This window comes from Brevibacillus ginsengisoli (assembly GCF_050113715.1).
GTDB classification, from domain to species: domain Bacteria; phylum Bacillota; class Bacilli; order Brevibacillales; family Brevibacillaceae; genus Brevibacillus_H; species Brevibacillus_H ginsengisoli.
Window position 1 is genome coordinate 22,842 of the sequence record NZ_JBNJQR010000012.1, and the last position, 24,682, is coordinate 47,523.

Consider the following 24,682-nt stretch of genomic DNA (forward strand, 5'->3'; position numbering starts at 1 on the left):
AGAAAAAGACAGTCGCTGCTGCAAATTTTTTTAGCAAGAATAAATGGCGCTTGCTTCTTCCCACAAGGAAGGCTGGGCTAACTCTGGATATATATCTGTAATCAGGTCAAAAGGTGAAAAATATAGGGAATCGAGTAGAATCTTGAGTTTGTATGTCCGCAAAATTCGGTACGCCTGCTCCGTCTTGGCAAAAATCCGTGGTATTAAGTAGATATCCTTGATTTGGAGCAGCTCCTTGCACATATACTCAAAACAAATTTTGGCCCGCTCCTCACCTTTTATGCTTTGAAAGTAGAGAAGAGGAAAGTGTTTGCGTTTGCCAGATAAAACTTCTTGGTATACCCATATGACTTTCTCGTACTCACTTGGTTTAGGCAAATAGGGGTACGCATAATCGACCAAATAGTACATATCATCCGATTTCGCTTCAATTGGTTGCTCAACAAACTCCTTTACTAGATGCAGCTTTAATTTCTTCACTTGCTGAACATCCAGCATTTCCCTCGCCTCTTCCGGCGTCCATTTACACACGTTCTCTACCGCATAGCGAATGACCATTTGCACTTTCTTCTTGCGATATTGGACATCATCGAATTCATAGGGTGAGAATCTTTTTTGTACTCCTTGTAAAATTCGCTTGTAGCGTTCAATGACTGTTGAAGGCATGATCCTTTCCTCTCCTATCCCAATAATTTCCTGTTTCAAAGCTATCATGGGATTTAGGACAAAAAAGAATGGACCCAATGCCAGCTAACTATCATACACGCCAGATTGTGAAATCCTTTTGAACAATACTTCAATCGAGGACGTAAGCAGTTCTATCTTTTTCTGGACAGATATAGCAACTCGATATATACCGCGTGAATAGAGTCCCTTCTCTTCTCCATTCTGATGAGTTATTCGAACGGTATGCAAATCAGGTTGCAACGATTCTTTGTTCATCTGATAGAGGATTTCCGCTTCCTCTCTTGCTCCTCGTACGATGTCAGCGTGTACCTGATTCGCTTCTTCAGTTGTAGCAATCAGTGTTTTCTTCCAACTTCCAGAAGGCGTCTTGTATTCCCATTCACCTGCACTTCTTGCACCTTTGGTAATAAGGTCTGCCGTTTGCTGCATTCTCATTTCTGTAAGACTGGCCTGCTCGGCAAGCAATAAAATCGAGAGAAGGCCAATCAATGCGGTTAAGAAAAAAAGCATGGTTATCAATGTTGCACCACGCTCTTCCGCTATCCGATATTTAGATGCAACTCGAATCATTGTGATTTGTCCTCCGCATTCTCAATCATCATCGAGTACGACTCTTTGACAACGTAGGGTTGACCGGAAGCAAGCAGGCGAAACTGAATTTGCGCATTGGAGATTAAATGACTTCCCTTCTGCCATTGTCCCCTCGGGGAAATCGTCACCTCTCCTGATTCCATGCCAATCGCTTGTTGAAGTTGCTCTCTTCCTTTTTGTGATCCATGATACCTGGCTAATCCCGCGTTAGGCTGTACGCAAGCAATTCTGCCCGCTTCATAGGCAGCAGATAAGGCTTGTTGCTTGTTGTACATAATCGTAAATTGGTCAACAGCAAATAAAAACAACAGCCAGACAAGCGGCGCTACCAAAATAAACTCCAAAACCTGGCTTCCCTGCTCCTGCTTCAGCTGATTCAATCCCTTCATAAATACCGTTCCCCCATAAGCAATAGACAGTAGGAAAAGCCGATCGAGATCGCAAAGGGAAGAGAGCATGCCGATTGTTTTACAGTCGGTAACCACACTCTCCTATGTCCAACCCATCCCACCGCGAGACTGTACATATTCTGATAGAGTACATTCCATCGGTTAGGAAAGATTAGTAGAGGCGTGAGACTAACCAGTAAGGACAACAGAAACAACACATAAACATAGTGTCCGCCAATCCACGTACCAACCGCCATCAAGAGCTTCTGATCTCCCATTCCCATTCGCTTCAATAAAACAGGTACAATGGTTAAAGCAAAAGCCAAGGCTGCTCCTTCGCATGCAACCCATCCGCTGCCGGACAGACAGCGAAACAACAGTCCACTCAATCCCAAAACCGCAACGAGAAAATTAGGGACTCTTCTAAAACGCCAATCCCACCATGCTGCGATTGCCAGCAGCACTACCAAATGACCTTCAATCATTTACTGATCGAGTCTTTCAGCTCTTTTAATTTGGTATCTTCCGCTGTACCTAATTCCCCCAAGGTGGGAATCACTAAAATCAAAATAACTGCTACGATGATGACCATCTCCACAATGGTGACAGCATCCTCCTCATGGATAAAACGATGCCAATACGCTCGAATTGCCTGCATAAACATTCCTCCTCTAAGTCATTTAACTGCTCTCTACTACGAATTTCGCAAAAGACAGAGCTTCCCGCAAAATTATTTACAACTGCCCCAAAATTCCTTTGAACGAAGGGCCCATGACAAGAAAAAGCAACGGTACTCCCATGAACACAATGACGAACGGGATAAAGCGAACACTGATTCGGTTGATATATTCGGTCGCCTCGTCTTCCTGCTGTTTGATTTGTTCTTCAATATGGAGGGAAAGCCGATGAGCCACTGTCGTTCCCTTGGTTAATGACTGATTGATATCGGAGACAATGGTTAGCAGCTCATCCACATCCCAGCGGAACGCAAACTCTTCCAACGCAATCCGCCAATTGCCGTAGCTTCTTTCTGTTGTTTCCAAGGCCATAAGCTCTTGACCTAACCTTCCTGCGAATCGTTTGGCGGTTGCCCGAATAGCCGAATGTATGGGCATTCCCGCATCAAGCAGCGAAAGAACGATGCCAAAAAAGATGGGTGTCTGGTTCTTGATCTCCTTTTTCGCTTGTCGATCCGCTATTTCTATCATTTGTGTAGGAAATAGAAACAGAAGAACACAGAACGCTATCAGCAAAAAATGTCCGTACCCGAGATGACTGCCTCCATATACGGAGACAATGGAATAGCCTACGGATAGGAGTAAACAGACACATCCTAATAGCTTGGCCAAAAGCAAGTCTTGCACCGTCATGTTCCAACCTAAACGCGTGAGACAAAGCGAAATCTTTTGCTGATCAAATCCGACATATCGGGCAATTTTTTTCATCCGCTCCGGGTCCTTCAACAAGCTTAAGAACTGGAATTTGGAATGATCATGAAGTCTAAAAGAGGCTTGAAGCTGTTTCTGCTGTTCAATATGAATCCTGGAGAAGAGATCGTTCTTGTTCTGGTGAATGACGAGAAAACTGGATGGCAGGAACACAAGGAGGATGCCAAAAAACAGGAGCAAACTCACGATCATTTGGGAACTCCCCCCTGATTGTTCATCGGTCGCAAGGCTAAATACCGGATGAGCTCTCCTCCCCCGAGGATTGTGAGAAATGCTCCAAGAATCAGCAATCTGCCTCCAAGCGACTCGGTCAACGGATCGAAGTGATGAGGGTTATTCACAACCAGTGCCGTCACAAATACAAATGGCATCACAGTTAATAGATTGACTTGCGAAAGCAATTGAGACAGTGCCGCTTTTTGTTTGCGCTGGGTCTGTTTTCGTCGAAGAATAGTGGAGGCTGCGGAATCAAGCGTTCGTGCCATATCTCCGCCTAACTCTTTTTGAACAAGCAAGATGGTGTAGAGATACGAAATATCGGAGGAATTCGTGCGGTTGTGCATCTCTTGGAGTGCCGTTTCCAATGGAACCTGTCCTCTGAGCAGCTTTAAAACATGCTGGTACTCATTCCGTACAAGTGCAGGAACAAAGAGACTATCTACTACCGCTTCAAAACCACGAATATAGGATGGATTGGTTCGAAGGGAGCTAGCCATGACTCTCAATGCGCGGATATTTCCCTCTTCAAAGCGTTCCTTTTGCCGCCTTTTCTTGATCATCACCAATCGCTCTGCTATAGGAATTCCAATGGCGCCGAAAAGCAGCGAAAGCAGCCACGAATCCAGAATGGCATGACTTAAAATAACCGCAATGGCGCCAATCGCCCCGGTCACCAATAAATAATGTTGCGCATCAATCCCAGTCAGCTCAGGCTGGAGTCGTTGTTTTAGTTTGGTTTGTATGCGGCTTGGAGTTGTTCTGGCCCAGCGGATTTTAGGGGTGGGAAAGAAAGATACTGCGCTGCATAATCCCGCCGCGATGGATAGAAAGAGTCCTTGGTTCATGTCAACACTCCCTTACATGAGAATGGGCTCGGGAAAGAATACTTGATCAATCTGTTCAACTGTTAACCCATGGGAGAGCCACTTGCGGATTAAGCGTTCCGGCTTGTAACCGGTCCATCGATACTGTCCAATAACCTTGCCGTTCTCAATCCCCAGTGGTTCGTACAAGAAAATATCCTGCAGGTAAACTCGATTAGGAGTCACTTGCTTGACATTACACGTTCTCTTGATCAGCTCCTCATGGGATTCCCCAGTACCTACGACTTCTGTGATGGCCACTACTTTGCGGCTGCCGTCTTCCTCAAAGCGTTTCACTTGCACAATCAAATCCAGCGCAGATCCGATCATTAGATTCCTCTCCTGTGAGTTGTACGACTCGTCTGCTTTTCCAAACAAAATCGGCAGGGTCGAATCAATTAACGCTCGAGGCGAATTGGCATGCGCTGTTGACCAGCTTCCTGGATGATCGGTGTTCATCGCCCATAAGATATCGACAATCTCTCCACCCCGCGTCTCGCCGACAATGATGATATCGGGTCGTTTGCGAAGCGAGAGCCGTACGCAATCCCGAATCGAAAAACCGCCTTTTCCTTCGTGATTCATCGGTTTGGCCAAAAATCTCCGGACGTACGGATGAGCAAGCTGAAGCTCCAGTACATCCTCAATCGTAATGACACTTAGCCCCTCTGAAATAAATTGAGAAAGCAGATTCAACAAATGAGTTTTACCTGAACCAGTTCCTCCGCTGACCAGCCCGGATGCTCTCCCTAGCCCGATTGCCCAACGAAGGAATTGCAGCAACGGCTCGCAAATCGACCCCAACCGCAAATAATCGGCTTCCTTCAATAAGGAGCGATGTTTACGAATGGTTAAGGAATGGCCATCTGGCGTGATAATTCGGTGAGTTGCAGCAATACGAGATCCGTCCGGCAACTGTGTATGCAACTCCGCCTTCGTTTCATTAAATTCACGTCCCATCGTGGCGGCAATCTGCTCAATCGTATGAAGCAGCTGTTCTTCCGTTTGGAACAACGGATACGATAACTTTTCCAATCGTCCCGTACTTCGACGCTCCACGACCACGAAATCATAGCGGTGTAACAAAATCTCTGTTATATCATCGTCCTCTAGCAAATGGTCAAGCGGTCCCCAGCCGGTCAATTCATGCAACAATCGGTTTACTTCTGCTTCCGCTTGCAGGTTTGAGAGAACCGCATGGGTTTCCAGCAACAGCCTAAGGTCTTTTTTCACCTCTTCAATTAAGCCGACCTGATCTTTCTCCTCCCACAGCCTTCTTCCGTACTTCTCCACTATTTTGACTTTTATCTGTGAGGTCATCTCACTCGACACGTAACTAGCTTGCTCAACCTGATTGGTGGAGTGAGTGTCTGTTAGCCAATCCGCTGATTTATGTTGGGCTCGATCATTGGCGCTGAGCGATTGGCGCAAACCCAACGTGGAACTTGCTTCAGGTGTCCCAAGTAATGCCCTGCGACCATAATTCAATGAACTCCACCTCTCTTGAATGGTTTGACCCACTTGGAGAACCAGGAGGGTTGTTTGGACTTCACGTGTGTCTTCGAATCCTCTTCGCCTTGTAAAAGAAAGGATTGTCCCAGTGTGAACAAGGCATCTTTGGCTTGGGATTTTCCGGTCGATAGCATTAACGATTTTCCCGCGTTAATGGAGCGTTTCACCTCTTCGTCGTCGGGAATGGTAAACATTTTCTTACTGGGGTGCAGCTGGAAGTAAGCCCGAATCTCCTCTAAGGTGTACATTTCCTTTCGCTGCATGCGGTTAATGCAAATTTGAATGCGTTCCTCCGGGTAATTGGCTTCACGGAGCAGTTTTAACATGCGGTGAATATTTTCAATCGCATCCACGAGAGGATTGCCAACCATAATCACTTTTTCAGCAAAAAACAACGCTTGAATCGTCGCATCCGTCGTATCGGGGGCTGTGTCGAGCAGAACCACATCGTAGTCGCTTCGCTTTAACGTCTCCAGCATGACATAGAGATGGTAGTCTTTTATCTCGAAACTATCGCGAATCTCACGAGGCGAGGTTAGAATATGAAGCCCTGACTCCTCATGCAGAACAACGTGTTTTTGAATATCTTCGGGGTTAATCGTGGCGCGCATGCTATACTCCCGCCACTCTTCTTGGCCTACCAAATCAATGGGGCGTCCATCTCGAGCCGCTAGCTTGTGCAACTGCTGGTTAATCTCCTGCGCCCAGGTGTGTATGTTGGGGATGCGCGGTAGATTCAAGGTAGTCGCGAATGTCCCCAAATCGAGATTGAGATCAACCGCAAGCACCTTGTACGGCCTGCCATTGACTTGTTGCTGTGTAAAGAACATGGCGAGCTCCCGTGACAAAAAGGTTTTCCCCACACCACCCTTGGGACCGTAGACCGTAATAAATTGCTTCGTTTTGGAGTGATGATCGGGAAGGTTGAGGGATGAAGCCTGCTGTTGAGTTGCTGATTGTGATTGGGTAGGATGTGGGAGAGTGCTCGCAAGCCATTCCAATTGATGAAGCTGGATTGGCTTTGGCAGAACCCAGACCCCCAAGCCTCTCAACAAAGGCTCCCAATTTAAATCAGAAGAAACACAGGCTGCCACGCAGGTAATATGCGGGTACTGGACCCGAATCTGTTGGCACATGGTGATCGTCTCCGCTCCAAGAGGTCCTTCGACCAAAATGAGATGAACATCAGCTGATTGGATTAAAGCGTACACCTCTTCCACTTTGGTCGCTTCATGAATGATTTCGAAATTAGGATTGGTTGCGAGATTCGTGTACAAGTCACGATTCATATGTGGATGAGCGTTCATGATAAGCAGTCGTTTACGAGCAATTCCGATGTTCATTGTTCCACCTCCTGTGAGCTCCAACGTTTCTTGGTCTTCATCAAGGCATTTGCGAAGGCTACATCTCCAATCCCGGGGAGGAGCGATTCATCGACGGAGGCTTTTCCCAATCGAATTTTGCCGTAGTGGAGAGCGTGCGTCAGAAGAACCGCTTGCTCCAAACGAAGTCCGATTGTCACGCCAACCAGCTTGGGGGTTTCCGATTGTGCCTCACGTTGTAACGACAGGATCGGCATCGAGCGTAAAAGAAGACCGGAGTGAGCTCCTTGATCATCCTCAAAGGACGCGTATACATGCACCCTATCCCCCACACTTAAATAAGGCGTGACCCCGATAATGTTATCAACTGGAATGCTCATCCCTGTCATGGATTTGTCCAAGTGGGAATTCAGCTCATCTTCCCCTTCCCGATTCAAGTCGTTCGTTAATAAAGGCACTCCCCCTATCAGTCTTCTGGTGGTCGTACTTCCGATGGCTTGTTCCCTTGCCGACCAGGCAATGAAGCCGCTGACGGGATTCCGATTGGTTTGCCAGACTTCCTGCGTTGTTATCGTTGCGGGCTCAACCACCTCTTCTGTAAGCTTGCTTCCCCCCTCTACAGTCACTCCTTCTTTTAGCTTGATATACGTAAACGTTGACGGCTTCCAAACCTGATAAGACCCCAACGCCACAGTCCCCGCCAACAGCAAGATACCAATGGCCCGAACTGGATGAATAGCTGGCAGCTTCATCTGGTGTCCCTCCATTCCTGATGAAACGTTTGTTGTTAGCATACGAAGAGGAAGTGGGACAAAAAAAGACTGCATCCCAATTGAATAAGGGAAGCAGTCTTTTTGGCTTCGTTATGATTTCACTATTCTTTTCCGAACCTCTATACCTATATAGGAAGCTAAAGCAGCTTTCACTACACCAACGAGTAAGAATGGATAAACACCAAATGCCATCGCCTTATCCCATGGGATACCAAGGACATATTTTAATTGAACCACTCCAAATAACAGAGTGACCAGCATACCTATCACATTTGCCACTAATGCGATTGTAAAAGAAGCGCGAGTTTTCTCAATAATAAAGCCAATAATATAAGCAGCAAAGATAAACCCAATTATGTATCCGCCAGATTTCCCTACGATGATCGAAAACCCTCCACTAGCTTCTGTGAAAACAGGCAGTCCGATTGCCCCTAGTAAAAGATAAAGAAACATAGAAAGAGCCCCATATCGGCTTCCTAAAATCGTACCAGTCAAGCCCACCGCTAAGGTTTGTCCAGTGATCGGAATGAACGGCAATGGAATGACCATTTGAGCCAATATTCCTGTAATGACGGCAAACATTGCGGATAAAATAGACATCTTTAATCTCTGACTTGTATTACTCATGAAATACTTCCCTCCATAAATGTTAACCAATTATATAAATGCGTTAACACAATTATATTCAACACCTCTCCTAAAGTAAATATTTTGAGTGTTTAGTTTTAAGTCACGAGAGCTTCATTTACAATTATTTTCTATTCCTGTATAAATGTAGTATGTATTTACGGTGTGCGACTCCATCTTGAAGGAAGTATAAACCATGCGATTTAACAAAAAAGAAAAGTGGATGGCCTTTACCTTGCTGGCTGTCCCGCTGGCTTTGACCATCACCTTGATGTTTCCACATTACGAGAAGTTTATAGCTCCTGGGCATATTGTGAAGATCGAAGAATTGGGAATTAAAGGCCACGTGTACATGACCTATGTGGAGGGTGGAGTGGCGAGAAACTACCTCGAAAAGCTTCTAATAACCTTTCACTATGATCGCGAACAGGTTAGCTTTGAGCCAGCTTCTCGAGACGAGTCAAGCAATAACGAAGAGTTACAGAATGAAGAGGAGATTTCCAAGGAAACGGTGGTTACCAATGCGCTACAAGTTTCCGGTTATTCGGTAGATTCATCTCAATCAGTCAACTCCAAGTATGCGAGCATTATGGAGAAGTCTGCTCAATATGTCGGAAATTCTTTTGGCTTGATGGCCGGAATCGGATTGGTGGAAGAGGAGAGCCTTGAGGATTTTTCTCGAGGTGGCAAATATACCATCGCGGGCACAGGCACACTGGAACAAGACGGTACCGTCGGGTCGGTGGGAGGTATTCGGGAAAAGGTAGAGACCGCGGCACAAAGTGGAGTTGATTATTTTTTCGTTCCAAAAGACAAGGGGAGTTTTCCCTTTGGGGTAGTAAGCAATCAGGAAGAAGCCGAGCAATATGCGAAGGAGCACAGTCTCCATTTGCAGATCATACCAGTCGAGACACTGGAAGAAGCCTTGTCCTTTCTGAAAAACTTGCCATGAGCAAAAAGGAGATGCAAGTAGATTAATGGAAACAAAGTCCGAACGAATTGGAAAATTTCTATTTTTATTATTGATTGTAGGCGCAATTTGTTCTTGTTTAAGCCTCATCGGCAGTGTCATCGCGGTGTGGGATGAACTCTTTTATTTTGATTATGTAGGATGGATAGACGCATCTTTGGGGGTGTTCAACTTTGTGCTTGGTTGGTTGACGGTTATCCTTTTTCTGTTCTGGATTTATCATGTTCACAAGGATTTTCGCCAAATCGCTTGGAACTATCCCGTTACCCCAGGGGATGCTTTAGCCCGCATCATCGTTCCCCTCTATAATCTTATAGGGTTATGGACCGTTTACTCGGACATGGCAAAATTCCTGACCAAAATGGATGACAAAACAAAGATGTACGGAAAACGCCTCCTAAACCTCATCCCGTTCTATTACATCGGACAGATGATCTATCGGTACTTGAACCAAATGCTGTTAAGAGACGACAATCCTTCAAACAGTTTAATCATGTGGGCGCTAGTTCTCGAAATTTTGGTTTCTCTGATGTATATCTGTATGTTTGTCCTTATCACAGGCGGGTTAAAAGCGGTTCAAGAGCATAAGTTGAGTGAGCAAGCAGCAACGGAAGGTTGATTTCTTCCAGTGGAAAAACCAACCGCAATTGACAACATTATTACGTTTATTCCCAATATATTATCTGTTATCCTTTTTGTCATGACCGAAACTACTTAAAAATCGAGTAGTGCGGGGGAAAGAATTTTTGCAGATTTGGCCGATAGACCGATCTGCTAGGGGTGAATCGCTCACGCAGCGTAGGTTTGTATCCTCAATCCGAATCCGACACCTAACCTCGTAGGTAACAAAAAGGAGTGAGTAGAACCATGAAAAAGCGTTTTTCCAGAAAACCTCTCATGGCCATTGCATTAGGTTTGGCGTTGTCAAGCATCACGACGTCCGCATTCGCCGCTACTTATCAGGTGAAACCTAACGACACATTATCGAATATTGCCCAGAATCAAGGCGTCCCGTTCTATCAATTGCTTTGGGCAAATCCGCAGATCTGCAATCCCGACCTGATCTTCGCGGGGATGACTCTTAATGTACCACAGCAATCGAATAGCCAGCCAGTTAACAATACAGTAGTCAGCCAGCCACAAACAAACCAACAGCCTGTACAACAGCCTGTACAGCAAACACCAGAAGTTGGAACCTATGCTCAACAAGTGTTTACTATCGTGAATCAGGAGCGTGCCAAAGCTGGTCTGAAGCCACTGCAGCTTGACAGCACTCTCTCTAAAGTGGCCAATGATAAAGCGGTTGATATGTCAACGAACCATTATTTCGATCACAACAGCCCCACCTATGGTAGTCCTTTTGACATGATGAAGCAGTATGGCATTTCCTCTAGTTATGCTGGTGAAAATATCGCCATGGGTCAACAAAGCGCCCAACAGGTAATGAATGATTGGATGAACAGTCAAGGACATCGGGAAAATATCTTAAACCCCAACTTTGATACCATTGGAATTGGCTATTACAATGGCTATTGGGTGCAGGAGTTTACCGGAAAAGTTAACTAGAATTAAAGAGGTAATTCAGGAACAAAAGCAACTGTTTCTGAATTACCTCTTTTACTTTACTCTCGATTCTTGTTAGTGGATTCATTTATTCTATCGACTTGTTGCCGGTCATTTAGCACATCAACGCTGCCGAGTATCTCATCAACAGCTTGATGATACCCACCTGATTTCCGAAAGGATTCCCCAATATTTGCAGCAGCTTTCTTGAAAGATGAAAGGTTTAACACATGATCTACGGCTTCACGCAGTTGATTTGCGGTCAAGCTTTGCATTTGTAATTGAATGCCTGCTCCAATATTAGCGACTTGCCCCGCAATTATCGGCTGATCCGCGCTTTGTGGAAGTACAATCAGCGGAACCCCGTAATAGAGGCCTTCACTGGTACTGTTCATTCCACCATGTGTAATAAATAATCTAGTATGTTGCAGTACGTCAGTTTGTGGAACATAATTTTTTACGATGAAGTTTTTAGGGATTTCCCCCAAATCAGAAATTTGGGTTTTATTCCCAATAGACATGACAATCGTATGATCAGTGTTCTCAAACGCCTCAAAACAAAGCTTATAGAAATCGATTGCTTGGTTAAGGACTGTCCCCAGTGAAATGTAAATTAGTTTTTTTCCCTTGATCGTAGTAAAGTCGAAGTTTTCTTGAGTGAATCGTGAAGTGATGGATGGACCTACAAATTTATACGTTTGGTCGAATGCTTCTCCATCAGGTTGGAACTCCCTTGTTGTATAAACGATTGTAAGTGGTGCAGGATTACAAAACACTTCGTAAGGAGAACGGATCTCCACACCATATTTTTCCTTGACCATTTTCGTCAGCCTTTGAAATTCATCTTCTATTGGTTTAACTATTTCTGTAGGAATTTTTTTAGAAAGCTGTTCCAACATTTTATCGAAAGATTCTTTTGTCTGCGCAAAAGAAGTACAAGAGTTGATTGCGGGAAGCTTAAGAATTTGAGCAAGTAAATGTCCACAACCAAACATGGAATCATGGATGATGTAATCAAAATGCTCATCTTTGATCTGTTCAAGAACGCTTGGTATGACGATATCTGCCGTAAGCAAAAGACCGTTGATTCTCTCAAGTAAATAATTTCTTCCACCTGAGATAAAGGCTTTTATAAATTTTTGATCGTCAAATGTTCGTACTGAAGCACCCGTCTTCTCAATACGCTCCCGAAAAGCTTCTATCGAAAAGTACACGACCTCTTCCCCACGCGAAATGAGTTCTTGCACAACTCCAATAGTTGGATTGATATGTCCCTCGGATCCACCGTTAATAAATAAAACACGCGCCATTTCTACCACTCCTTAAGCTTACTGTTCACTAAATTGGGTAAAGTAAGGGGCACTGTCTCATCGCTCGAATCACATAATGGAATCAAGTTTATTATAGTTCAAAACGTCTACACCTTATAATGCGCAATCATTGCGGACAATTCTTCTGCCAAATGGGAGAGTGCCGTTGCGGATGAAGATATCTCTTCCATGGAGGCCAACTGCTGTTCGGAGGCAGCCGCATTCTGATGTGTAGCGCTTGACGTTTCCTCTGCCGACTGTGTAATTTCATCGGTTGATGATGCAAGCTGTTGCGTACCAAGATTGAGTTTCTCGACGGCGGACGATACTTCCTTCACCTTCACGGTCAGGCTATTGATCGCTGCCTGAATTTGAACGAAGGATTGGTTGGCCTGATCTGTTTTCTCCAGTCCGTGTGTCACTTCTTCGGCATTTTGATTTCCAACCTGAATGGCTTGTTCCACCTGATTCTGGATGATTGCGATCAAGTCGCTAATCTGTTGCGCCGACTTCGCTGACTGCTCGGCTAGCTTGCGTACTTCGTCTGCTACAACCGCAAATCCACGACCATGCTCTCCTGCTCTTGCTGCTTCTATGGCTGCGTTTAAGGCCAGCAAATTGGTCTGATTGGCAATATCGGTAATCATGTTGACGATTGTCCCGATCTCTTGGGAGCGATCTCCCAAATTGCTGATCATGTGGTTCGTCTCTTCACTTACCGTTTTAATCTTCTCGATCTGACGGAGCACTTCAGAAACAGAGTGAATCCCCTCGCTTGAAGCGTGTGAAGCGGAGTCCGCTAATTGGGACATCTCTTCGCTGCTGTTCATGATATGGTTGGCGTTATTGGACAAGTTCTGAATCCAATCGGCCGAATGAGTGACGCTTCGCAATTGTTGAGCTGAACCTGCTGCAAGCTGCTGTGTAGAGGCGGAAATCTGCTCGGTTACCTTCGTACTTTCTTCCGCGCTGGCCGTTAACTCTTCAGATGCAGCCGCAACCTGCATGGACGCATCCTTGGATTTGATGATAAACCTGCGCAAATCGATGATCATCTTGTTAAACGAATTGATAAGGGCGCCAATCTCGTCTCGTCTTCCATGATCCTTCTGGATAAATTCTTCGGATAGTTCACCCTGGGCAATTCGTTCAGCCGTTTCTTGCAAGTCTCTCAAAGGTTGCATGGTTCTCTTTAAAATGATACTGAAGGTGACTATAGATACAATAGTAACGATTAACATAAACCCAATCATGAGCGGAAGGCTCCCTGCGATTACATTATTTTCAATGGTATCTACATTCTTAGCGCCTATATCTACACCAAGGATCCCGATTACCTGTCCCTGCTTATTGTGGATCGGAACAAAACCGGATAAATACTTTCCGTACTCTGGATCATCAACAATATCGGTACTGGTAGATCCCCCGTTTAATACTGGCTGTATCATTTCGGCTGTCGTACCAGAACTAAGTGAGTCAATAGATGTAGCCACTTTAGAATCCTTTGGTTGTCCATCAACGAGAATATGTAGGGTTCCATCTGATTCCAAACTTGCTGTATAAACAAATAGCGCTCCGGTTTTTAAGCGGTAGTCATTTAGCGAACTCCTAAGCTCCCAGTACACATCGTTTTGAGTCCGATTAGACAGGAATTTCTCGTATTTATCAGGATCAATCCCTTTGGAAATATTCTGCGCAGTGTTAATCGCTGAGTTAGCGACAGTTTTCTGCACGGCTACCAACATGCTTCGGTACGACAAGAATCCGCTAATCACCGCCATGATGAGAATCATGATGGTTGATAGTAGAATCATTTGGGTCGCCATACTCTTGGTTTTCATGTTGAACTCCTCTCCACTACTTTACTGTTTTTAGGGTATATAAGGATTGACCTTTTCCTTCTTACCGTTTTTTAATACCACTTTTTAAGTTCATCAAAACATTTATTTACAATAACTAAACATTAGTTATCTTCCGAAAAGTAAAGAAGCTGACCCTAAATAAGGGCCAGCTTCGTCCATAATTTTCTTAATCTTCTACACCTTATAATGTAAAATCATTGCAGACAGCTCCTCTGCCAAATGTGAGAGCGACGTTGCCGATGACGAAATCTCTTCCATGGAGGCAAGCTGCTGTTCGGCTGCTGCTGCGTTTTGGTGTGTGGCACTTGCCGCTTCCTCTGCCGACTGTGTAATCTCATTGGTCGATGATATAAGCTGTTGGCTACCCAAATTGAGTTTCTCTACAGCGGACGAGACTTCCTTCACCTTCACCGTCAGGCTATTGATCGCTGCCTGGATTTGAACGAAGGATTGGTTGGCCTGATGTGTTTTCTCCAGTCCGTGTGCCACTTCTTCGGCATTTTGGTTCCCAACCCTAATAGCTTGTTCCACCTGCGTCTGAATGATTCCGATCAATTCGTTAATCTGATGAGCCGACTTCGCAGATTGCTCCGCCAGCTTGCGTACTTCGTCTGCTACAACCGCAAACCCCCTGCCATGCTCTCCCGCTCTGGCTGCTTCAATGGCTGCGTTCAGGGCAAGCAAATTGGTCTGATTGGCGATATCGGTAATCATGTTGACAATCGCGCCGATTTCTTCTGAGCGATCCCCCAGATTACTAATCATGAGATTCGTTTCTTCACTCACGGCTTTAATCTTCTTAATCTGATGCAACACTTCAGAAACGGAGTGAATTCCTTCACTTGAGGTGTGTGAAGCAGAGTCTGCTAATTGGGACATCTCCTCGCTGCTGTTCATGATATGGTTAGCATTATTCGAAAAGTTCTGAATGCAGTCAACCGCATAACTAACGCTTCGCAGTTGTTGATCTGAACCTGCTGCAAGCTGCTCTGTTGAGGCAGCAATCTGCTCGGTTACCTTTGAGCTTTCTTCCGAACTAGCGGTCAACTCTTCGGATGCGGCGGCGACCTGCATGGACGCATCCTTGGACTTGATGATGAATATACGCAAATCGATAATCATCTTGTTAAACGAATGAATAAGCGTACCAATTTCATCCCGTCTGCCATGGTCCTTCTGAATTAATTCTTCAGATAATTCACCCTGGGCAATTCGTTCAGCTGTTTCCTGCAGGCCCCGCAATGGTTTAAAGGTTCTTTTTAGAATGTAATTGAACACGACGATGTATAAGAGCGTCGCGATTAACATAAAGCCAATCATCAGCGGAAGGCTTCCTGCAATGACTTGATTACCGATGGCATCTACCTCATTGGCGCTTATATCCACACCAAGGATTCCAACTACCTTTCCCTGTTTATTGTGAATCGGAGCAAAACCGGATAAGTACTTACCGTATTGTTGATCCTCTACAATTTCGGTGCTAATAGGTTCTCCGTTTAGTACTGGTGCCAGACTTCCACTTGCATCAACTGAGCTTACTTCGCCAATGGCTGAAGCCTCTTTGGAATCCCTTGGTGATCCGTCAACGAGAATGCGAAGCTTGCCTTCTGCTGTTACTTCGCCAGTATAGACATATAATACACCGTTTTTTAGGCGGTAGTCATTCAACACATCCCGAATCTCCCAGTATTCATTGCTTTCCACCTGATTGGACAGGAACTTCTCGTATTTATCGGGATCAATCCCTTTAGAAATATTTTGCGCAGTGGTGATCGCTGAGCTGGCAATGGTCTTCTGCACAGCTACCAACATGCTTCGGTACGACAAGAGACCGCTAATCACCGTCATGATGAGAATCATGATAGCTGATAATAGAATGATTTTAGTCACCATACTTTTAGTCTTCACGATTAACTTCCTCTCCGTCCCTTAATGAAATGCACCTGTAAAGGGTATATTTTCCTTATTTAATAGTAATTTTATACCTCTTTTCAAGATTTGAACAACCATTATTTTCTATAAATAACAAAAAGAGAGCCTCAGCTCCCTTTAATCGTTTATTATTCAACAATCTATCACTCTTAAGTCGTTTGGTTATTTATTGCGTTCGTAGATTAAACGGAGTCCCTTTAGCGTCAGGTTAGGGTCGACTACGTCAATACTGCTTGTCTCATTCGAGAATAATGAGGCCAGACCGCCAGTGGCTACTACTTTAGGCTCGGTTTTGGATTCCGCTTTCATTCGACGAACAATCCCTTCCACTTGCCCAACAAAGCCATAGTAGATGCCCGATTGCATGGCGGCAACGGTATTTCGCCCTACGACGCTGGATGGTTTGGCAATCTCGATCCGTGGAAGTTTGGCTGCTCGACTGTATAGCGCTTCGGTTGAGATATTAATTCCCGGAGCAATAGCTCCACCCCAATATTGAGCTTGTTCATCTACATAGCAAAAAGTGGTCGCTGTCCCGAAGTCCACGATAATAAGCGGTGTCCCATAATCGTGAATGGCCGCTACGGCGTTGACGATCCGGTCGGCTCCTACCTCTCTTGGGTATTCATATTTGATATTTAAGCCAGTTTTGATGCCTGGGCCAATGACTAATGGTTTCTTCTGAAAATACTTCACACACATACGCTCCACAGTAAAATTCAATGGAGGAACAACAGAAGAGATAATGACTCCCTCAACATGCTTGAATTCCAAGCCTGCGCTTATAAACAGGCTGCGGATCAGCATCCCGTACTCGTCTTCTGTTTTGTTACGATCGGTTGCGACTCGCCAGTGGAACCGAAGCGATTCCCCTTCGTACATACCGAGCACGATATTGGTATTCCCGATATCCATTACCAGTAGCATTGGCTCTACCCCTACTCTATCAGAAAAGCTCCTTATCGAAGCTTCTCATAGTGTTGTCGAATCCTTCTTCTTACTTACCGCTTCCGCTGGTTGAGATCCAGACTTATATCAAGCGCGCGAACAGAATGCGTTAACGCTCCAACCGAGATGACGTCAACACCCGTCTGGGCAATGGAACGGATTGTATCCAGATTGACCCCGCCGGACGCTTCCACTACTGCCCGTCCTGCAATCAGCTGCACCGCTTCTCTCATCAGCTCCACAGACATATTGTCCAGCATGATAATATCCGCACCCGCAGCCAGCGCTTCCTCTACCTGCGTCATGGATTCTGTTTCAACCTCGATCTTCATGGTATGCGGAATGGCTTGACGGGCCGCTTGAACAGCCTGCGTGATTCCCCCCGCGCCTTTGATATGGTTATCCTTGATCATGACGGCATCGTACAACGCATAGCGATGATTATGTCCCCCGCCAACTCGAACCGCGTATTTTTCCAACATTCGAAGTCCCGGTGTGGTTTTGCGCGTATCCACCACTCTTGCCTTCGTTCCCTCGATCGCCTTGGCGAATTCATTGGTTCGCGTCGCAATTCCGGATAAACGCTGCAACAGATTCAAGGCAAGGCGTTCACCTGTTAAAATGGACTGCACCGAACCGCTAACTTCAGCAATCGCTTGTCCTTTGGCAACGGCTACACCTTCCTCTACCTGGGGAGCAAACTTCAAAGTGGGATCGATTACCTCGAATACCAATTCGGCAATCGGCAACCCAGCCACAATGCCGTCTTCCTTGGCATAAAGGATTCCTCTGCCCTGCTCCGTTGCGGGAATCGTGCTAGCCGTTGTAACATCTCCAAAGCCAATATCTTCATCCAACCATTCTTCGATTTTGCGTCGAAGCTCTCGTTTATTCAACATCAGAAGAATCACTTTCCTCTCGTATTCCGTATTGAATCGACTGAACCGTATGTTTACGCCAGACGAGATCATCCCGATTCGGGAAGTCCGCGCGATAATGTCCTCCACGGCTCTCCTCCCTGTTCAAAGCTGCGCGTGTGGTTAGAGTAGCAGCTGTCAGCAGGTTGAGAAACTCCAGCGATTGTCGGTCGTGATAATCATAGTGGTAAAAACGTTGCATTTTTTCCAGTTCGCTGATCGCTTTTAACAAGCCTTTTTCCTCGCGCTTCAAGCTCACATGACGAAGCATCAGCTTTTGAAGCTTGACCCGCGTTTCTATCGTACTTGGTGTTTTTTTCTCTGGTCGATTCGTTGGAGCTTGGGGTTCATGTGGGATGGAGGATGGAATGGAGATTTTCGGAGATAGCGTTTTGATTCGCTCCACGATTCGGTGTCCGAATACGACTGCCTCCGATAACGAATTGGACGCCAGACGGTTGGCTCCATGCACACCCGTACAAGATACTTCTCCACACGCAAACAATCTCGCCGTGGAAGTCTCCCCGTGCAAATCAGTAGCCACGCCCCCCATAATGTAGTGACAGGCGGGAGCAACCGGAATCCAATCGGTCACCATATCCAATCCGTACTCAATACACGTTTTATATATGGTTGGAAAACGATGCTTGATCAGCTCCTCCGATTCATGGGTAATGTCCAGATAAACAAATGAAGAGTTAGTCAACTCCATCTCTGCGACAATCGCCCTTGCCACAATGTCTCGTGGTGCCAGTTCTTTTTGCGGATGGTACTTCTGCATGAACCGATCTCCGTTCATATTTCGAAGGATCGCTCCCTCTCCACGGACAGCTTCCGAGATCAGAAAACGCGGTGCGCCTGGGTAGTATAAAGCGGTCGGATGGAACTGGATAAACTCCACATCCTTGATATCCGCTCCAGCCCGATAGGCCATCGCGATTCCATCAGCAGTGGCGATATCTGGGTTGGTCGTGTAACGATATAACTGACCCGCTCCACCAGTTGCCAACACCGTCGCATAGGACTCAATAAAAACCATCTCGTTATCTGGTTTGATTACAATAACCCCGACGCACTCATCATTGGCGGTGACCACATCGACCGTAAAGTGATTCTCGAATACCGTAATATTCTTCGTCTCGAGCACTCGGTGTGACAAGGCGCGGACTATCTCGGCTCCCGTTGCGTCACCTTGCGCATGCAAAATACGCCGTTGGCTATGAGCGCCTTCTTTGGTAAGCTCATAATGTCCTTGTGAATCCTTGTCAAATTGCGTTCCGTACTCGATTAATTCCTTTAATCTCTCGGGTCCCTCATGAACCAAAACATCTACCGCTTCATACGAACAGAGACCCGCTCCGGCGATCAATGTATCCTGACGGTGGAGCTCCGGTGAATCCGATTTGGCTGTCACTGCGGCGATCCCGCCCTGTGCCCATCTAGTATTGCTGTCATCTAGTCCCTTCTTGCTAATCAAGACTACGTTCGCAAATTCACTTACCTGTAAGGCCGTATATAATCCAGCGATTCCCGCACCAACCACCACGACATCTGTCTTGATACGCGGCAGGTGATCCAGGTCAAAATCGACTATATAACGAGGGATCATCCTTTTTACCTTCTCTCTGTCCGGTATAGGGTTAATTGCCATTATTATAGCAAATCAGCACCAAGTGAAAAAGATTCAGCCATTTGACCAACGAAAGGAACGATCTCGATGCTTCCCAACTGGTTTGATCCTACATATCTACTTGCGGGTGATTCCGGTCAACAACGGGCTTATCACGTGCTGCAAGAACTTCGTATTCTTGAAGTTCTTAAGGAATTCACGCCTGTTCTAACCGGGACTTTTCCCCTCCAGCTGCAGGTAGAGAACAGCGATCTTGATATCATTTGCGAGATGCATGATGTTGAGCAGTTCACAAAGACGCTGGAAACCGAATTTGGGCAAATGCCGGATATAATCCTTCGAGAAGTCGAGGTCAGCGGACAGCCTACCGTGATTGCCAATTTCACTTATCAAAACATGCCCATCGAGATATTCGGTCAAGCCGTTCCCGTAACGAAACAAAACGCCTACCGCCATATGGTGATCGAGGCTCGGCTACTTGAATTGGCTAAGAACACGCTAGAATTGGGCAATCAAGCATGGTCAGCAATTCGCCAGCTCAAGCAAGACGGCCTCAAAACAGAACCAGCTTTTGCCCACTACTTCGGCCTTCCCTGTATCAATCCGTATGAGGAACTGCTCTTGTTGGAACCGTTATCGGGCGAACAATTGCACGATACTATCGCGACCCAAATCTAAAAGAAAACCCACTCAACCTTAAGCGCACGCTTGGTTGAGTGGGTTTGGGACACCTATCGACGAACCGAGGAGGCCATTCGGACATACGTATGGCGCTTGCCGCGAATCACAATGGAATATTGCATAATATTCTCTGGAATCGCAATCCCCGCATATCCCGCATCCCCGATATGATATAGATCCGTCCCAGCCATCTTGCTGTAAAGGGCGATCTGACGAATAGTTGCTTCATCAGCCCCTTCCTGACTCGTTCCTGTCGCGAGGATCGTCAGTGCTCCGTGCTTATGTGACATTTTCACAAGTTTCTGACAGTTATTCAGAGTAATCCCGGGAACAGTTCCTGGAGAAGGCAATAAGATTACGTCTGCTCCTGCCTCAATAAAGGAAACAATATCCTTTTCCTTTACGATATCCTCTCCGGCTTCTCCCGCGACACCGGCAGCGTGCATTTTTCCAGCCAGAATCAACGTTTCTTCTCCCATCTCGGAGCGTGCTGTGGAGATTGCCTTTATGATCTCTGGATTGGTAACTCCCGTTTTGGGGTTCCCCGTCAGGCAGACAAAATCAAACCCAAGTTTCTTCGCTTCACGGAACGTCTCCGCTGTTGCAGTTCTTCCAATTGGCAAACTGACTAACTCCTCAACCCGATTCGCTTGAGGATCAATCGGTTCGAGGTTCAATCCTACTGGACGTCCCACATATTGCTTCAATTGATGAATCGTCTGCTGCGGATCCTCAACTTCCAATCCCGCAATCATTGGATCAAACACATCGAAAAAGTTGAGAAGGATCATATCCGCACCAAATGCTGACGCCATCTCTGCATTGGTAACGCCGGACAATAAAGGGGTAACCGAACAAATCACTTCTGCGAGCAATACCCTTCCTTCAGACGCTCGGATCGACTGTTTCAGCTCTTGCCCATTCATTCGCGCAAAATCAGATGCTTTGCAATCCAGTAAACGTTTCATAAATGGAAATCATCCCTTTTATAATTTTTTAATTTGGTCCTTCAGCATTTCCGATTGAGTACCGAACACGATTTGGACACTGCCTTGACCAAGCCTCATGATACCGGCGGCCCCAAGATTGCGAAGCGCTTTTTCATCTACAACTTTATCGTCCTTAAGCACCAGCCGCAGACGAGTGATACAGGCGTCGATGTCTTTGATGTTATCTTTGCCGCCAATGCTTGCTAGAACACCTGCCGCTTTGTCTTTCAAGCTAGAGCTGCCACCGCCTTGTTGTTCATCCTCTGTGAGGTCATCATCTTCGCGACCAGGTGTTTTGATATCGAATTTGGTGATGAGGAAACGGAACAGGAAGTAGTAAACTACCGCAAAGATCAAACCAATTGGAATCATCAAGAGCGGATTCGTCGCAAGTTTGTAGTTCACCAAGTAATCGACCAGACCAGCCGAAAAACCAAATCCAAGCTTAATGTTGAGCGCTGTTACGATATAAGCAGACACACCAGTCAAAATGGCGTGAACCAGATAGAGAAACGGAGCGGCAAACATAAAAGCAAACTCAATTGGCTCTGTAATACCAGTCAGGAACGAGGTAAGCGCTAACCCAACGAATACGGAGGAAACCATCTTGCGTTTCTCTGGCTTGGCGGAGTGAATAATCGCCAATGCCGCTGCTGGAAGAGCGAACATCATGATCGGGAAGAATCCAGTCATGAACATACCCGCAGTTTTGTCCCCAGCGAAGAAACGATGCAAGTCACCGTTCACGACATGGCCTGTCGCATCTGTGAAGCTTCCAATTTGGAACCAGGCAATCGCATTTAATACGTGATGGAGTCCAAATGGAATGAGCAAACGGTTAAAGAAGCCGAATAACGCCGCACCGACAGCACCCAAACTCACAATCCAGTTACCGAATGTATCAAGACCCACTTGAATTGGACCCCAGATCAGACCAAATATCAACCCGATCACGACCATCGATGCGGAAGTAACAATCGGTACGAAGCGTTTGCCACCGAAGAAGCCCAACCAGTCTGGAAGCTTGATATCGTGGTAACGGTTGTACATATAGGCTGCTACGCTACCTGCGAGGATACCACCTAGTACTCCCATGTTCAGTTTGGCGTCGTCAGCAATCCACGGCATGGCAGCTGGAACTTTAGATAAAACAGCAATAAGTACCTGATACGAAATGACTGCCGCCAATGCCGCTACTGCATCTCCTGCTAAACCGATTGCGATACCAACAGCAAAAATAAGTGCTAGATTAGAAAAAATGGCGTCACCACCCGCTGCAAGGAACGGGGCGATGTAATGATTGAGAAATTCTCCGAACGAACCAAGCGGAACTTCCTTCACATAGTCAATAGAACCGAAGCGAAGCAATAAGGCAGCCGCAGGCAGGGTTGCTACGGGAAGCATCAGAGACTTCCCAATCTTCTGAAGAAAAGCCAACATACGAAAGACCTCCTCTTAAGTTGTTTTATCAGTAAGTATCTCTACTTGAATGAAGAGACACTCATCTGCGATATGATCGTGCTTCTAGGCAAGTGAGCCTTCCGGCAATGAAGAGGCTGCTGCTTTATCAACGACTAACGTTACATTGGCGTGCAGCTGCAGGATGGAAGCAGGTATTTGGGGATCTGCTTTATCCGTAAACATTTTCTGAATCGCTTCCGCTTTATTCTCGCCACTGGCTAGCAAAAGAATGGAGCGGGCCTGCATGATACTGCGGACCCCCATGGTAATCGCATACCGAGGCACTTCCTCTTCGTTATCGAAGAAGCGAGCGTTGGCTTGAATCGTCTCTTCCGCCAGCTCTACGATATGGGTTGAAAGTGTGAATGAATCACTTGGCTCATTAAATCCAATATGACCGTTGACGCCGATCCCCAGGATTTGCAGGTCGATTCCGCCGCACTTGGCCATCTCTGCTTCGTATCGTTCACAAATCGATTGCTCATTCTGAAAGATTCCCGGCGGAAAATTAATCCGTCTATCTTCCACTCCAACATGGGAGAATAGGTGATCCCACATAAAACGGTAATAGCTTTGAGGATGATTGCGGTCTAACCCGATATACTCATCCAGGTTAAAGCTCGTTATGTGATCAAATGAAAGTTCTTTTTTCTGATACATCGCAACCAGTTCCTGATATAACCCCAACGGAGTGCTTCCGGTAGCAAACCCAATAACCGAGGCGGGGTTTTGCTTAATTTGCTGGGCAACTATTTGCGCAGCTTGCTGACTTAACTGGTTGTAGTCCTCTGCCACGATTAATCGAATCACGTTATTATGCCTCCTTGTAAACAGTCATGCCTTTGACAATCGTTTCAACGACTTGGAAATCAGGTGTTAGCACAGTGATATCCGCGTCTTTTCCAGCGACAAGGCTGCCCTTCGTTCGGTCAATGCCTAGCTTCTTGGCTGGAGCGGTAGAGGCCATATAGATAGCGTCTTGCAATTCAAGTCCAATCACTTCCACCATATTGTGGACAGCACGATTTAATGACAAGGTGCTGCCTGCAAGTGTATGATCAGCTAGTCGAGCGATACATTGACGGACATAAACCGCCTGACCACCCAAGCTATACTCCCCATCCGGCAATCCAACCGCTTGCATTCCGTCACTGATCAAGAGCAGTTTGTCCCGCCCTTTTAACTGATACAAAATATCCAGCATGCAAGCATGCGAGTGAACCAAATCAGCGATAACGTCACATGTCATATGGCGCATTCCCATTAACGCTCCAACCACGCCGGGTTCCCGATGATGCAGACCCCTCATCGCGTTAAACGCATGGGTAAAATGGGAAGCACCCGCTTTAGCAGCTTGTGTCACCTGCTCATGCGTGGCGTTGGTATGACCAATGGAACAGATAATTCCATGCTCTGTCAGTTTTCGAATGGCTTCGAGCGCGCCTGGTATCTCGGGAGCAATTGTTACCACTGTGGCCAAGTCTCCCAGCCAATTCATGATCTCGGCAACCTGCTCTGATGTAGGATGCGTGATATACTTCTCGTTTTGGGCCCCCTTGAATGGGTCGCTAATCCATGGGCCTTCCAGATGCACCCCGAGAATTTGCGCTCCTGTAATCGGCTTGGCCTTCGTCTCTTTAATCAGTTCCAGGACCTGTTGGATATCGGAAAGCGGCGCCGTCATAGTCGTGGGCAAGAAACCGGTAACCCCAAAGCTGGCTAAACCTCGGCTAATGGATACCAAGGCTTCTTCTGTCCCATCCATCACATCGAAGCCTACTCCACCGTGTACATGGATATCGATTAATCCAGGGGAAATCCAGTAAGACGAGTAATCAACGACCTTTTCATCGCCTCGCAATGTATAACCGCTCTCGGCTCCCGCGTAATGAATTTGTCCACCGGAAGTAACGAGAACTCCCTGTTCAATAATCCGATCTTCCGCAATTACCTTTCCCTTATACAGCTTGTATCCCATATCGATCCCT

General features: G+C 46.2%; 25 protein-coding genes and 1 riboswitch. Of the genes, 4 read left to right on the forward strand and 21 right to left on the reverse strand.

The annotated features are described in order from the left end of the window. Positions 1 to 30: 30 nt before the first annotated feature. From ACQCN2_RS21155 to ACQCN2_RS21205, 11 genes are all read right to left on the reverse strand, one after another. The gene (locus ACQCN2_RS21155; protein ID WP_426930947.1) at positions 31 to 666 is read right to left on the reverse strand and encodes a DUF4046 domain-containing protein; all 636 of its coding nucleotides are present in this window, start codon (positions 664 to 666) and stop codon (positions 31 to 33) included. A gap of 84 nt (positions 667 to 750) precedes the next feature. Then, complete coding sequence (locus ACQCN2_RS21160) at positions 751 to 1,257, reverse strand: hypothetical protein (protein WP_426930948.1); 507 nt, start codon at positions 1,255 to 1,257, stop codon at positions 751 to 753. Beyond that, on the reverse strand, positions 1,254 to 1,667 hold the full coding sequence (locus ACQCN2_RS21165) for a TadE/TadG family type IV pilus assembly protein (protein WP_426930949.1): 414 nt from the start codon (positions 1,665 to 1,667) through the stop codon (positions 1,254 to 1,256). Before ACQCN2_RS21165 ends, ACQCN2_RS21160 begins: the two co-directional genes overlap by 4 nt. Beyond that, positions 1,664 to 2,152, reverse strand: a complete 489-nt coding sequence (locus tag ACQCN2_RS21170) for a prepilin peptidase (protein ID WP_426930950.1) — start codon at positions 2,150 to 2,152, stop codon at positions 1,664 to 1,666. Before ACQCN2_RS21170 ends, ACQCN2_RS21165 begins: the two co-directional genes overlap by 4 nt. Then, the gene (locus ACQCN2_RS21175; protein WP_426930951.1) at positions 2,149 to 2,325 is read right to left on the reverse strand and encodes a Flp family type IVb pilin; all 177 of its coding nucleotides are present in this window, start codon (positions 2,323 to 2,325) and stop codon (positions 2,149 to 2,151) included. Before ACQCN2_RS21175 ends, ACQCN2_RS21170 begins: the two co-directional genes overlap by 4 nt. A 76-nt stretch (positions 2,326 to 2,401) precedes the next feature. Next, positions 2,402 to 3,307 carry a type II secretion system F family protein gene (locus tag ACQCN2_RS21180; RefSeq protein WP_426930952.1) on the reverse strand — a complete coding sequence of 302 codons (906 nt, stop codon included), beginning with the start codon at positions 3,305 to 3,307 and terminating at the stop codon, positions 2,402 to 2,404. Further along, positions 3,304 to 4,179, reverse strand: coding sequence for a type II secretion system F family protein (locus ACQCN2_RS21185; RefSeq protein WP_426930953.1), 876 nt, complete (start codon positions 4,177 to 4,179; stop codon positions 3,304 to 3,306). The genes ACQCN2_RS21180 and ACQCN2_RS21185 overlap by 4 nt, the downstream gene beginning before the upstream one ends. Positions 4,180 to 4,191: 12 nt before the next feature. Then, a complete protein-coding gene (locus ACQCN2_RS21190; protein WP_426930954.1) occupies positions 4,192 to 5,685 on the reverse strand; it encodes a TadA family conjugal transfer-associated ATPase in 1,494 nt (497 codons plus the stop codon). After that, positions 5,682 to 7,052 (reverse strand): CpaE/TadZ family protein, encoded by a 1,371-nt coding sequence (locus ACQCN2_RS21195; protein WP_426930955.1) that lies wholly within the window; start codon positions 7,050 to 7,052, stop codon positions 5,682 to 5,684. Before ACQCN2_RS21195 ends, ACQCN2_RS21190 begins: the two co-directional genes overlap by 4 nt. Further along, the gene (locus ACQCN2_RS21200) at positions 7,049 to 7,783 is read right to left on the reverse strand and encodes an RcpC/CpaB family pilus assembly protein (RefSeq protein ID WP_426930956.1); all 735 of its coding nucleotides are present in this window, start codon (positions 7,781 to 7,783) and stop codon (positions 7,049 to 7,051) included. The genes ACQCN2_RS21195 and ACQCN2_RS21200 overlap by 4 nt, the downstream gene beginning before the upstream one ends. Before the next feature lie 111 nt (positions 7,784 to 7,894). Continuing rightward, a complete protein-coding gene (locus ACQCN2_RS21205) occupies positions 7,895 to 8,431 on the reverse strand; it encodes a biotin transporter BioY (RefSeq protein ID WP_426930957.1) in 537 nt (178 codons plus the stop codon). Between the two features lie 196 nt (positions 8,432 to 8,627). Between ACQCN2_RS21205 and ACQCN2_RS21210 the strand changes: the two genes are divergently transcribed. The 3 genes from ACQCN2_RS21210 (at position 8,628) to ACQCN2_RS21220 (ending at position 10,967) form a co-directional block, all read left to right on the forward strand. Further along, positions 8,628 to 9,383, forward strand: a complete 756-nt coding sequence (locus tag ACQCN2_RS21210; protein ID WP_426930958.1) for a S16 family serine protease — start codon at positions 8,628 to 8,630, stop codon at positions 9,381 to 9,383. Positions 9,384 to 9,408: 25 nt separating this feature from the next. Next, positions 9,409 to 10,020, forward strand: a complete 612-nt coding sequence (locus tag ACQCN2_RS21215) for a hypothetical protein (protein WP_426930959.1) — start codon at positions 9,409 to 9,411, stop codon at positions 10,018 to 10,020. Between the two features lie 73 nt (positions 10,021 to 10,093). Further along, positions 10,094 to 10,261: riboswitch (cyclic di-AMP (ydaO/yuaA leader) on the forward strand. Between the two features lie 7 nt (positions 10,262 to 10,268). Beyond that, positions 10,269 to 10,967 (forward strand): CAP domain-containing protein, encoded by a 699-nt coding sequence (locus tag ACQCN2_RS21220; RefSeq protein ID WP_426930960.1) that lies wholly within the window; start codon positions 10,269 to 10,271, stop codon positions 10,965 to 10,967. A 56-nt stretch (positions 10,968 to 11,023) separates the two neighbouring features. On the opposite strand, the gene ACQCN2_RS21225 is transcribed toward ACQCN2_RS21220, so the two are convergent. The 6 genes from ACQCN2_RS21225 to nadB form a co-directional block, all read right to left on the reverse strand. Continuing rightward, a complete protein-coding gene (locus ACQCN2_RS21225) occupies positions 11,024 to 12,274 on the reverse strand; it encodes a macrolide family glycosyltransferase (protein WP_426930961.1) in 1,251 nt (416 codons plus the stop codon). A gap of 107 nt (positions 12,275 to 12,381) precedes the next feature. Then, positions 12,382 to 14,115, reverse strand: coding sequence for a methyl-accepting chemotaxis protein (locus ACQCN2_RS21230; RefSeq protein ID WP_426930962.1), 1,734 nt, complete (start codon positions 14,113 to 14,115; stop codon positions 12,382 to 12,384). A 195-nt stretch (positions 14,116 to 14,310) separates the two neighbouring features. Next, positions 14,311 to 16,044 carry a methyl-accepting chemotaxis protein gene (locus ACQCN2_RS21235; protein WP_426930963.1) on the reverse strand — a complete coding sequence of 578 codons (1,734 nt, stop codon included), beginning with the start codon at positions 16,042 to 16,044 and terminating at the stop codon, positions 14,311 to 14,313. A 186-nt stretch (positions 16,045 to 16,230) separates the two neighbouring features. Next, the gene (locus ACQCN2_RS21240; protein ID WP_426930964.1) at positions 16,231 to 16,995 is read right to left on the reverse strand and encodes a type III pantothenate kinase; all 765 of its coding nucleotides are present in this window, start codon (positions 16,993 to 16,995) and stop codon (positions 16,231 to 16,233) included. A gap of 74 nt (positions 16,996 to 17,069) precedes the next feature. Then, positions 17,070 to 17,918: a carboxylating nicotinate-nucleotide diphosphorylase gene (gene nadC / locus ACQCN2_RS21245; protein WP_426931062.1), complete on the reverse strand. Its 849-nt coding sequence runs from the start codon at positions 17,916 to 17,918 to the stop codon at positions 17,070 to 17,072. Next, a complete protein-coding gene (gene nadB, locus ACQCN2_RS21250; RefSeq protein WP_426930965.1) occupies positions 17,905 to 19,542 on the reverse strand; it encodes an L-aspartate oxidase in 1,638 nt (545 codons plus the stop codon). Before nadB ends, nadC begins: the two co-directional genes overlap by 14 nt. Positions 19,543 to 19,650: 108 nt before the next feature. Here nadB and ACQCN2_RS21255 point away from each other — a divergent pair, with 108 nt between their 5' ends. Continuing rightward, positions 19,651 to 20,241 carry a DUF4269 domain-containing protein gene (locus tag ACQCN2_RS21255; RefSeq protein ID WP_426930966.1) on the forward strand — a complete coding sequence of 197 codons (591 nt, stop codon included), beginning with the start codon at positions 19,651 to 19,653 and terminating at the stop codon, positions 20,239 to 20,241. Between the two features lie 53 nt (positions 20,242 to 20,294). Here ACQCN2_RS21255 and ACQCN2_RS21260 read toward each other — a convergent pair whose 3' ends face one another. The 4 genes from ACQCN2_RS21260 to nagA all read right to left on the reverse strand — a co-directional run bounded on the left by ACQCN2_RS21260 (position 20,295) and on the right by nagA (position 24,672). Then, entirely contained in the window at positions 20,295 to 21,212 is a 918-nt protein-coding gene (locus ACQCN2_RS21260) for a DUF7916 family protein (RefSeq protein ID WP_426930967.1), read from the reverse strand. An 18-nt stretch (positions 21,213 to 21,230) separates the two neighbouring features. Beyond that, complete coding sequence (gene nagE, locus ACQCN2_RS21265) at positions 21,231 to 22,673, reverse strand: N-acetylglucosamine-specific PTS transporter subunit IIBC (protein WP_426930968.1); 1,443 nt, start codon at positions 22,671 to 22,673, stop codon at positions 21,231 to 21,233. Between the two features lie 84 nt (positions 22,674 to 22,757). Continuing rightward, entirely contained in the window at positions 22,758 to 23,504 is a 747-nt protein-coding gene (gene nagB / locus ACQCN2_RS21270; protein WP_426930969.1) for a glucosamine-6-phosphate deaminase, read from the reverse strand. Between the two features lie 4 nt (positions 23,505 to 23,508). Beyond that, entirely contained in the window at positions 23,509 to 24,672 is a 1,164-nt protein-coding gene (gene nagA / locus ACQCN2_RS21275; protein WP_426930970.1) for an N-acetylglucosamine-6-phosphate deacetylase, read from the reverse strand. Positions 24,673 to 24,682 lie beyond the last annotated feature (10 nt).

Bases quoted from the DNA above. Each gene is read 5' to 3' on its own strand.
- ACQCN2_RS21155 (WP_426930947.1), bottom strand. From the start codon at position 666: ATGCCTTCAACAGTCATTGAACGCTACAAGCGAATTTTACAAGGAGTA.
- ACQCN2_RS21160 (WP_426930948.1), bottom strand. From the start codon at position 1,257: ATGATTCGAGTTGCATCTAAATATCGGATAGCGGAAGAGCGTGGTGCA.
- ACQCN2_RS21165 (WP_426930949.1), bottom strand. From the start codon at position 1,667: ATGAAGGGATTGAATCAGCTGAAGCAGGAGCAGGGAAGCCAGGTTTTG.
- ACQCN2_RS21170 (WP_426930950.1), bottom strand. From the start codon at position 2,152: ATGATTGAAGGTCATTTGGTAGTGCTGCTGGCAATCGCAGCATGGTGG.
- ACQCN2_RS21175 (WP_426930951.1), bottom strand. From the start codon at position 2,325: ATGCAGGCAATTCGAGCGTATTGGCATCGTTTTATCCATGAGGAGGAT.
- ACQCN2_RS21180 (WP_426930952.1), bottom strand. From the start codon at position 3,307: ATGATCGTGAGTTTGCTCCTGTTTTTTGGCATCCTCCTTGTGTTCCTG.
- ACQCN2_RS21185 (WP_426930953.1), bottom strand. From the start codon at position 4,179: ATGAACCAAGGACTCTTTCTATCCATCGCGGCGGGATTATGCAGCGCA.
- ACQCN2_RS21195 (WP_426930955.1), bottom strand. From the start codon at position 7,052: ATGAACATCGGAATTGCTCGTAAACGACTGCTTATCATGAACGCTCAT.
- ACQCN2_RS21200 (WP_426930956.1), bottom strand. From the start codon at position 7,783: ATGAAGCTGCCAGCTATTCATCCAGTTCGGGCCATTGGTATCTTGCTG.
- ACQCN2_RS21205 (WP_426930957.1), bottom strand. From the start codon at position 8,431: ATGAGTAATACAAGTCAGAGATTAAAGATGTCTATTTTATCCGCAATG.
- ACQCN2_RS21210 (WP_426930958.1), top strand. From the start codon at position 8,628: ATGCGATTTAACAAAAAAGAAAAGTGGATGGCCTTTACCTTGCTGGCT.
- ACQCN2_RS21215 (WP_426930959.1), top strand. From the start codon at position 9,409: ATGGAAACAAAGTCCGAACGAATTGGAAAATTTCTATTTTTATTATTG.
- ACQCN2_RS21220 (WP_426930960.1), top strand. From the start codon at position 10,269: ATGAAAAAGCGTTTTTCCAGAAAACCTCTCATGGCCATTGCATTAGGT.
- ACQCN2_RS21225 (WP_426930961.1), bottom strand. From the start codon at position 12,274: ATGGCGCGTGTTTTATTTATTAACGGTGGATCCGAGGGACATATCAAT.
- ACQCN2_RS21230 (WP_426930962.1), bottom strand. From the start codon at position 14,115: ATGAAAACCAAGAGTATGGCGACCCAAATGATTCTACTATCAACCATC.
- ACQCN2_RS21240 (WP_426930964.1), bottom strand. From the start codon at position 16,995: ATGCTACTGGTAATGGATATCGGGAATACCAATATCGTGCTCGGTATG.
- nadB (WP_426930965.1), bottom strand. From the start codon at position 19,542: ATGATCCCTCGTTATATAGTCGATTTTGACCTGGATCACCTGCCGCGT.
- ACQCN2_RS21255 (WP_426930966.1), top strand. From the start codon at position 19,651: ATGCTTCCCAACTGGTTTGATCCTACATATCTACTTGCGGGTGATTCC.
- ACQCN2_RS21260 (WP_426930967.1), bottom strand. From the start codon at position 21,212: ATGAAACGTTTACTGGATTGCAAAGCATCTGATTTTGCGCGAATGAAT.
- nagE (WP_426930968.1), bottom strand. From the start codon at position 22,673: ATGTTGGCTTTTCTTCAGAAGATTGGGAAGTCTCTGATGCTTCCCGTA.
- nagA (WP_426930970.1), bottom strand. From the start codon at position 24,672: ATGGGATACAAGCTGTATAAGGGAAAGGTAATTGCGGAAGATCGGATT.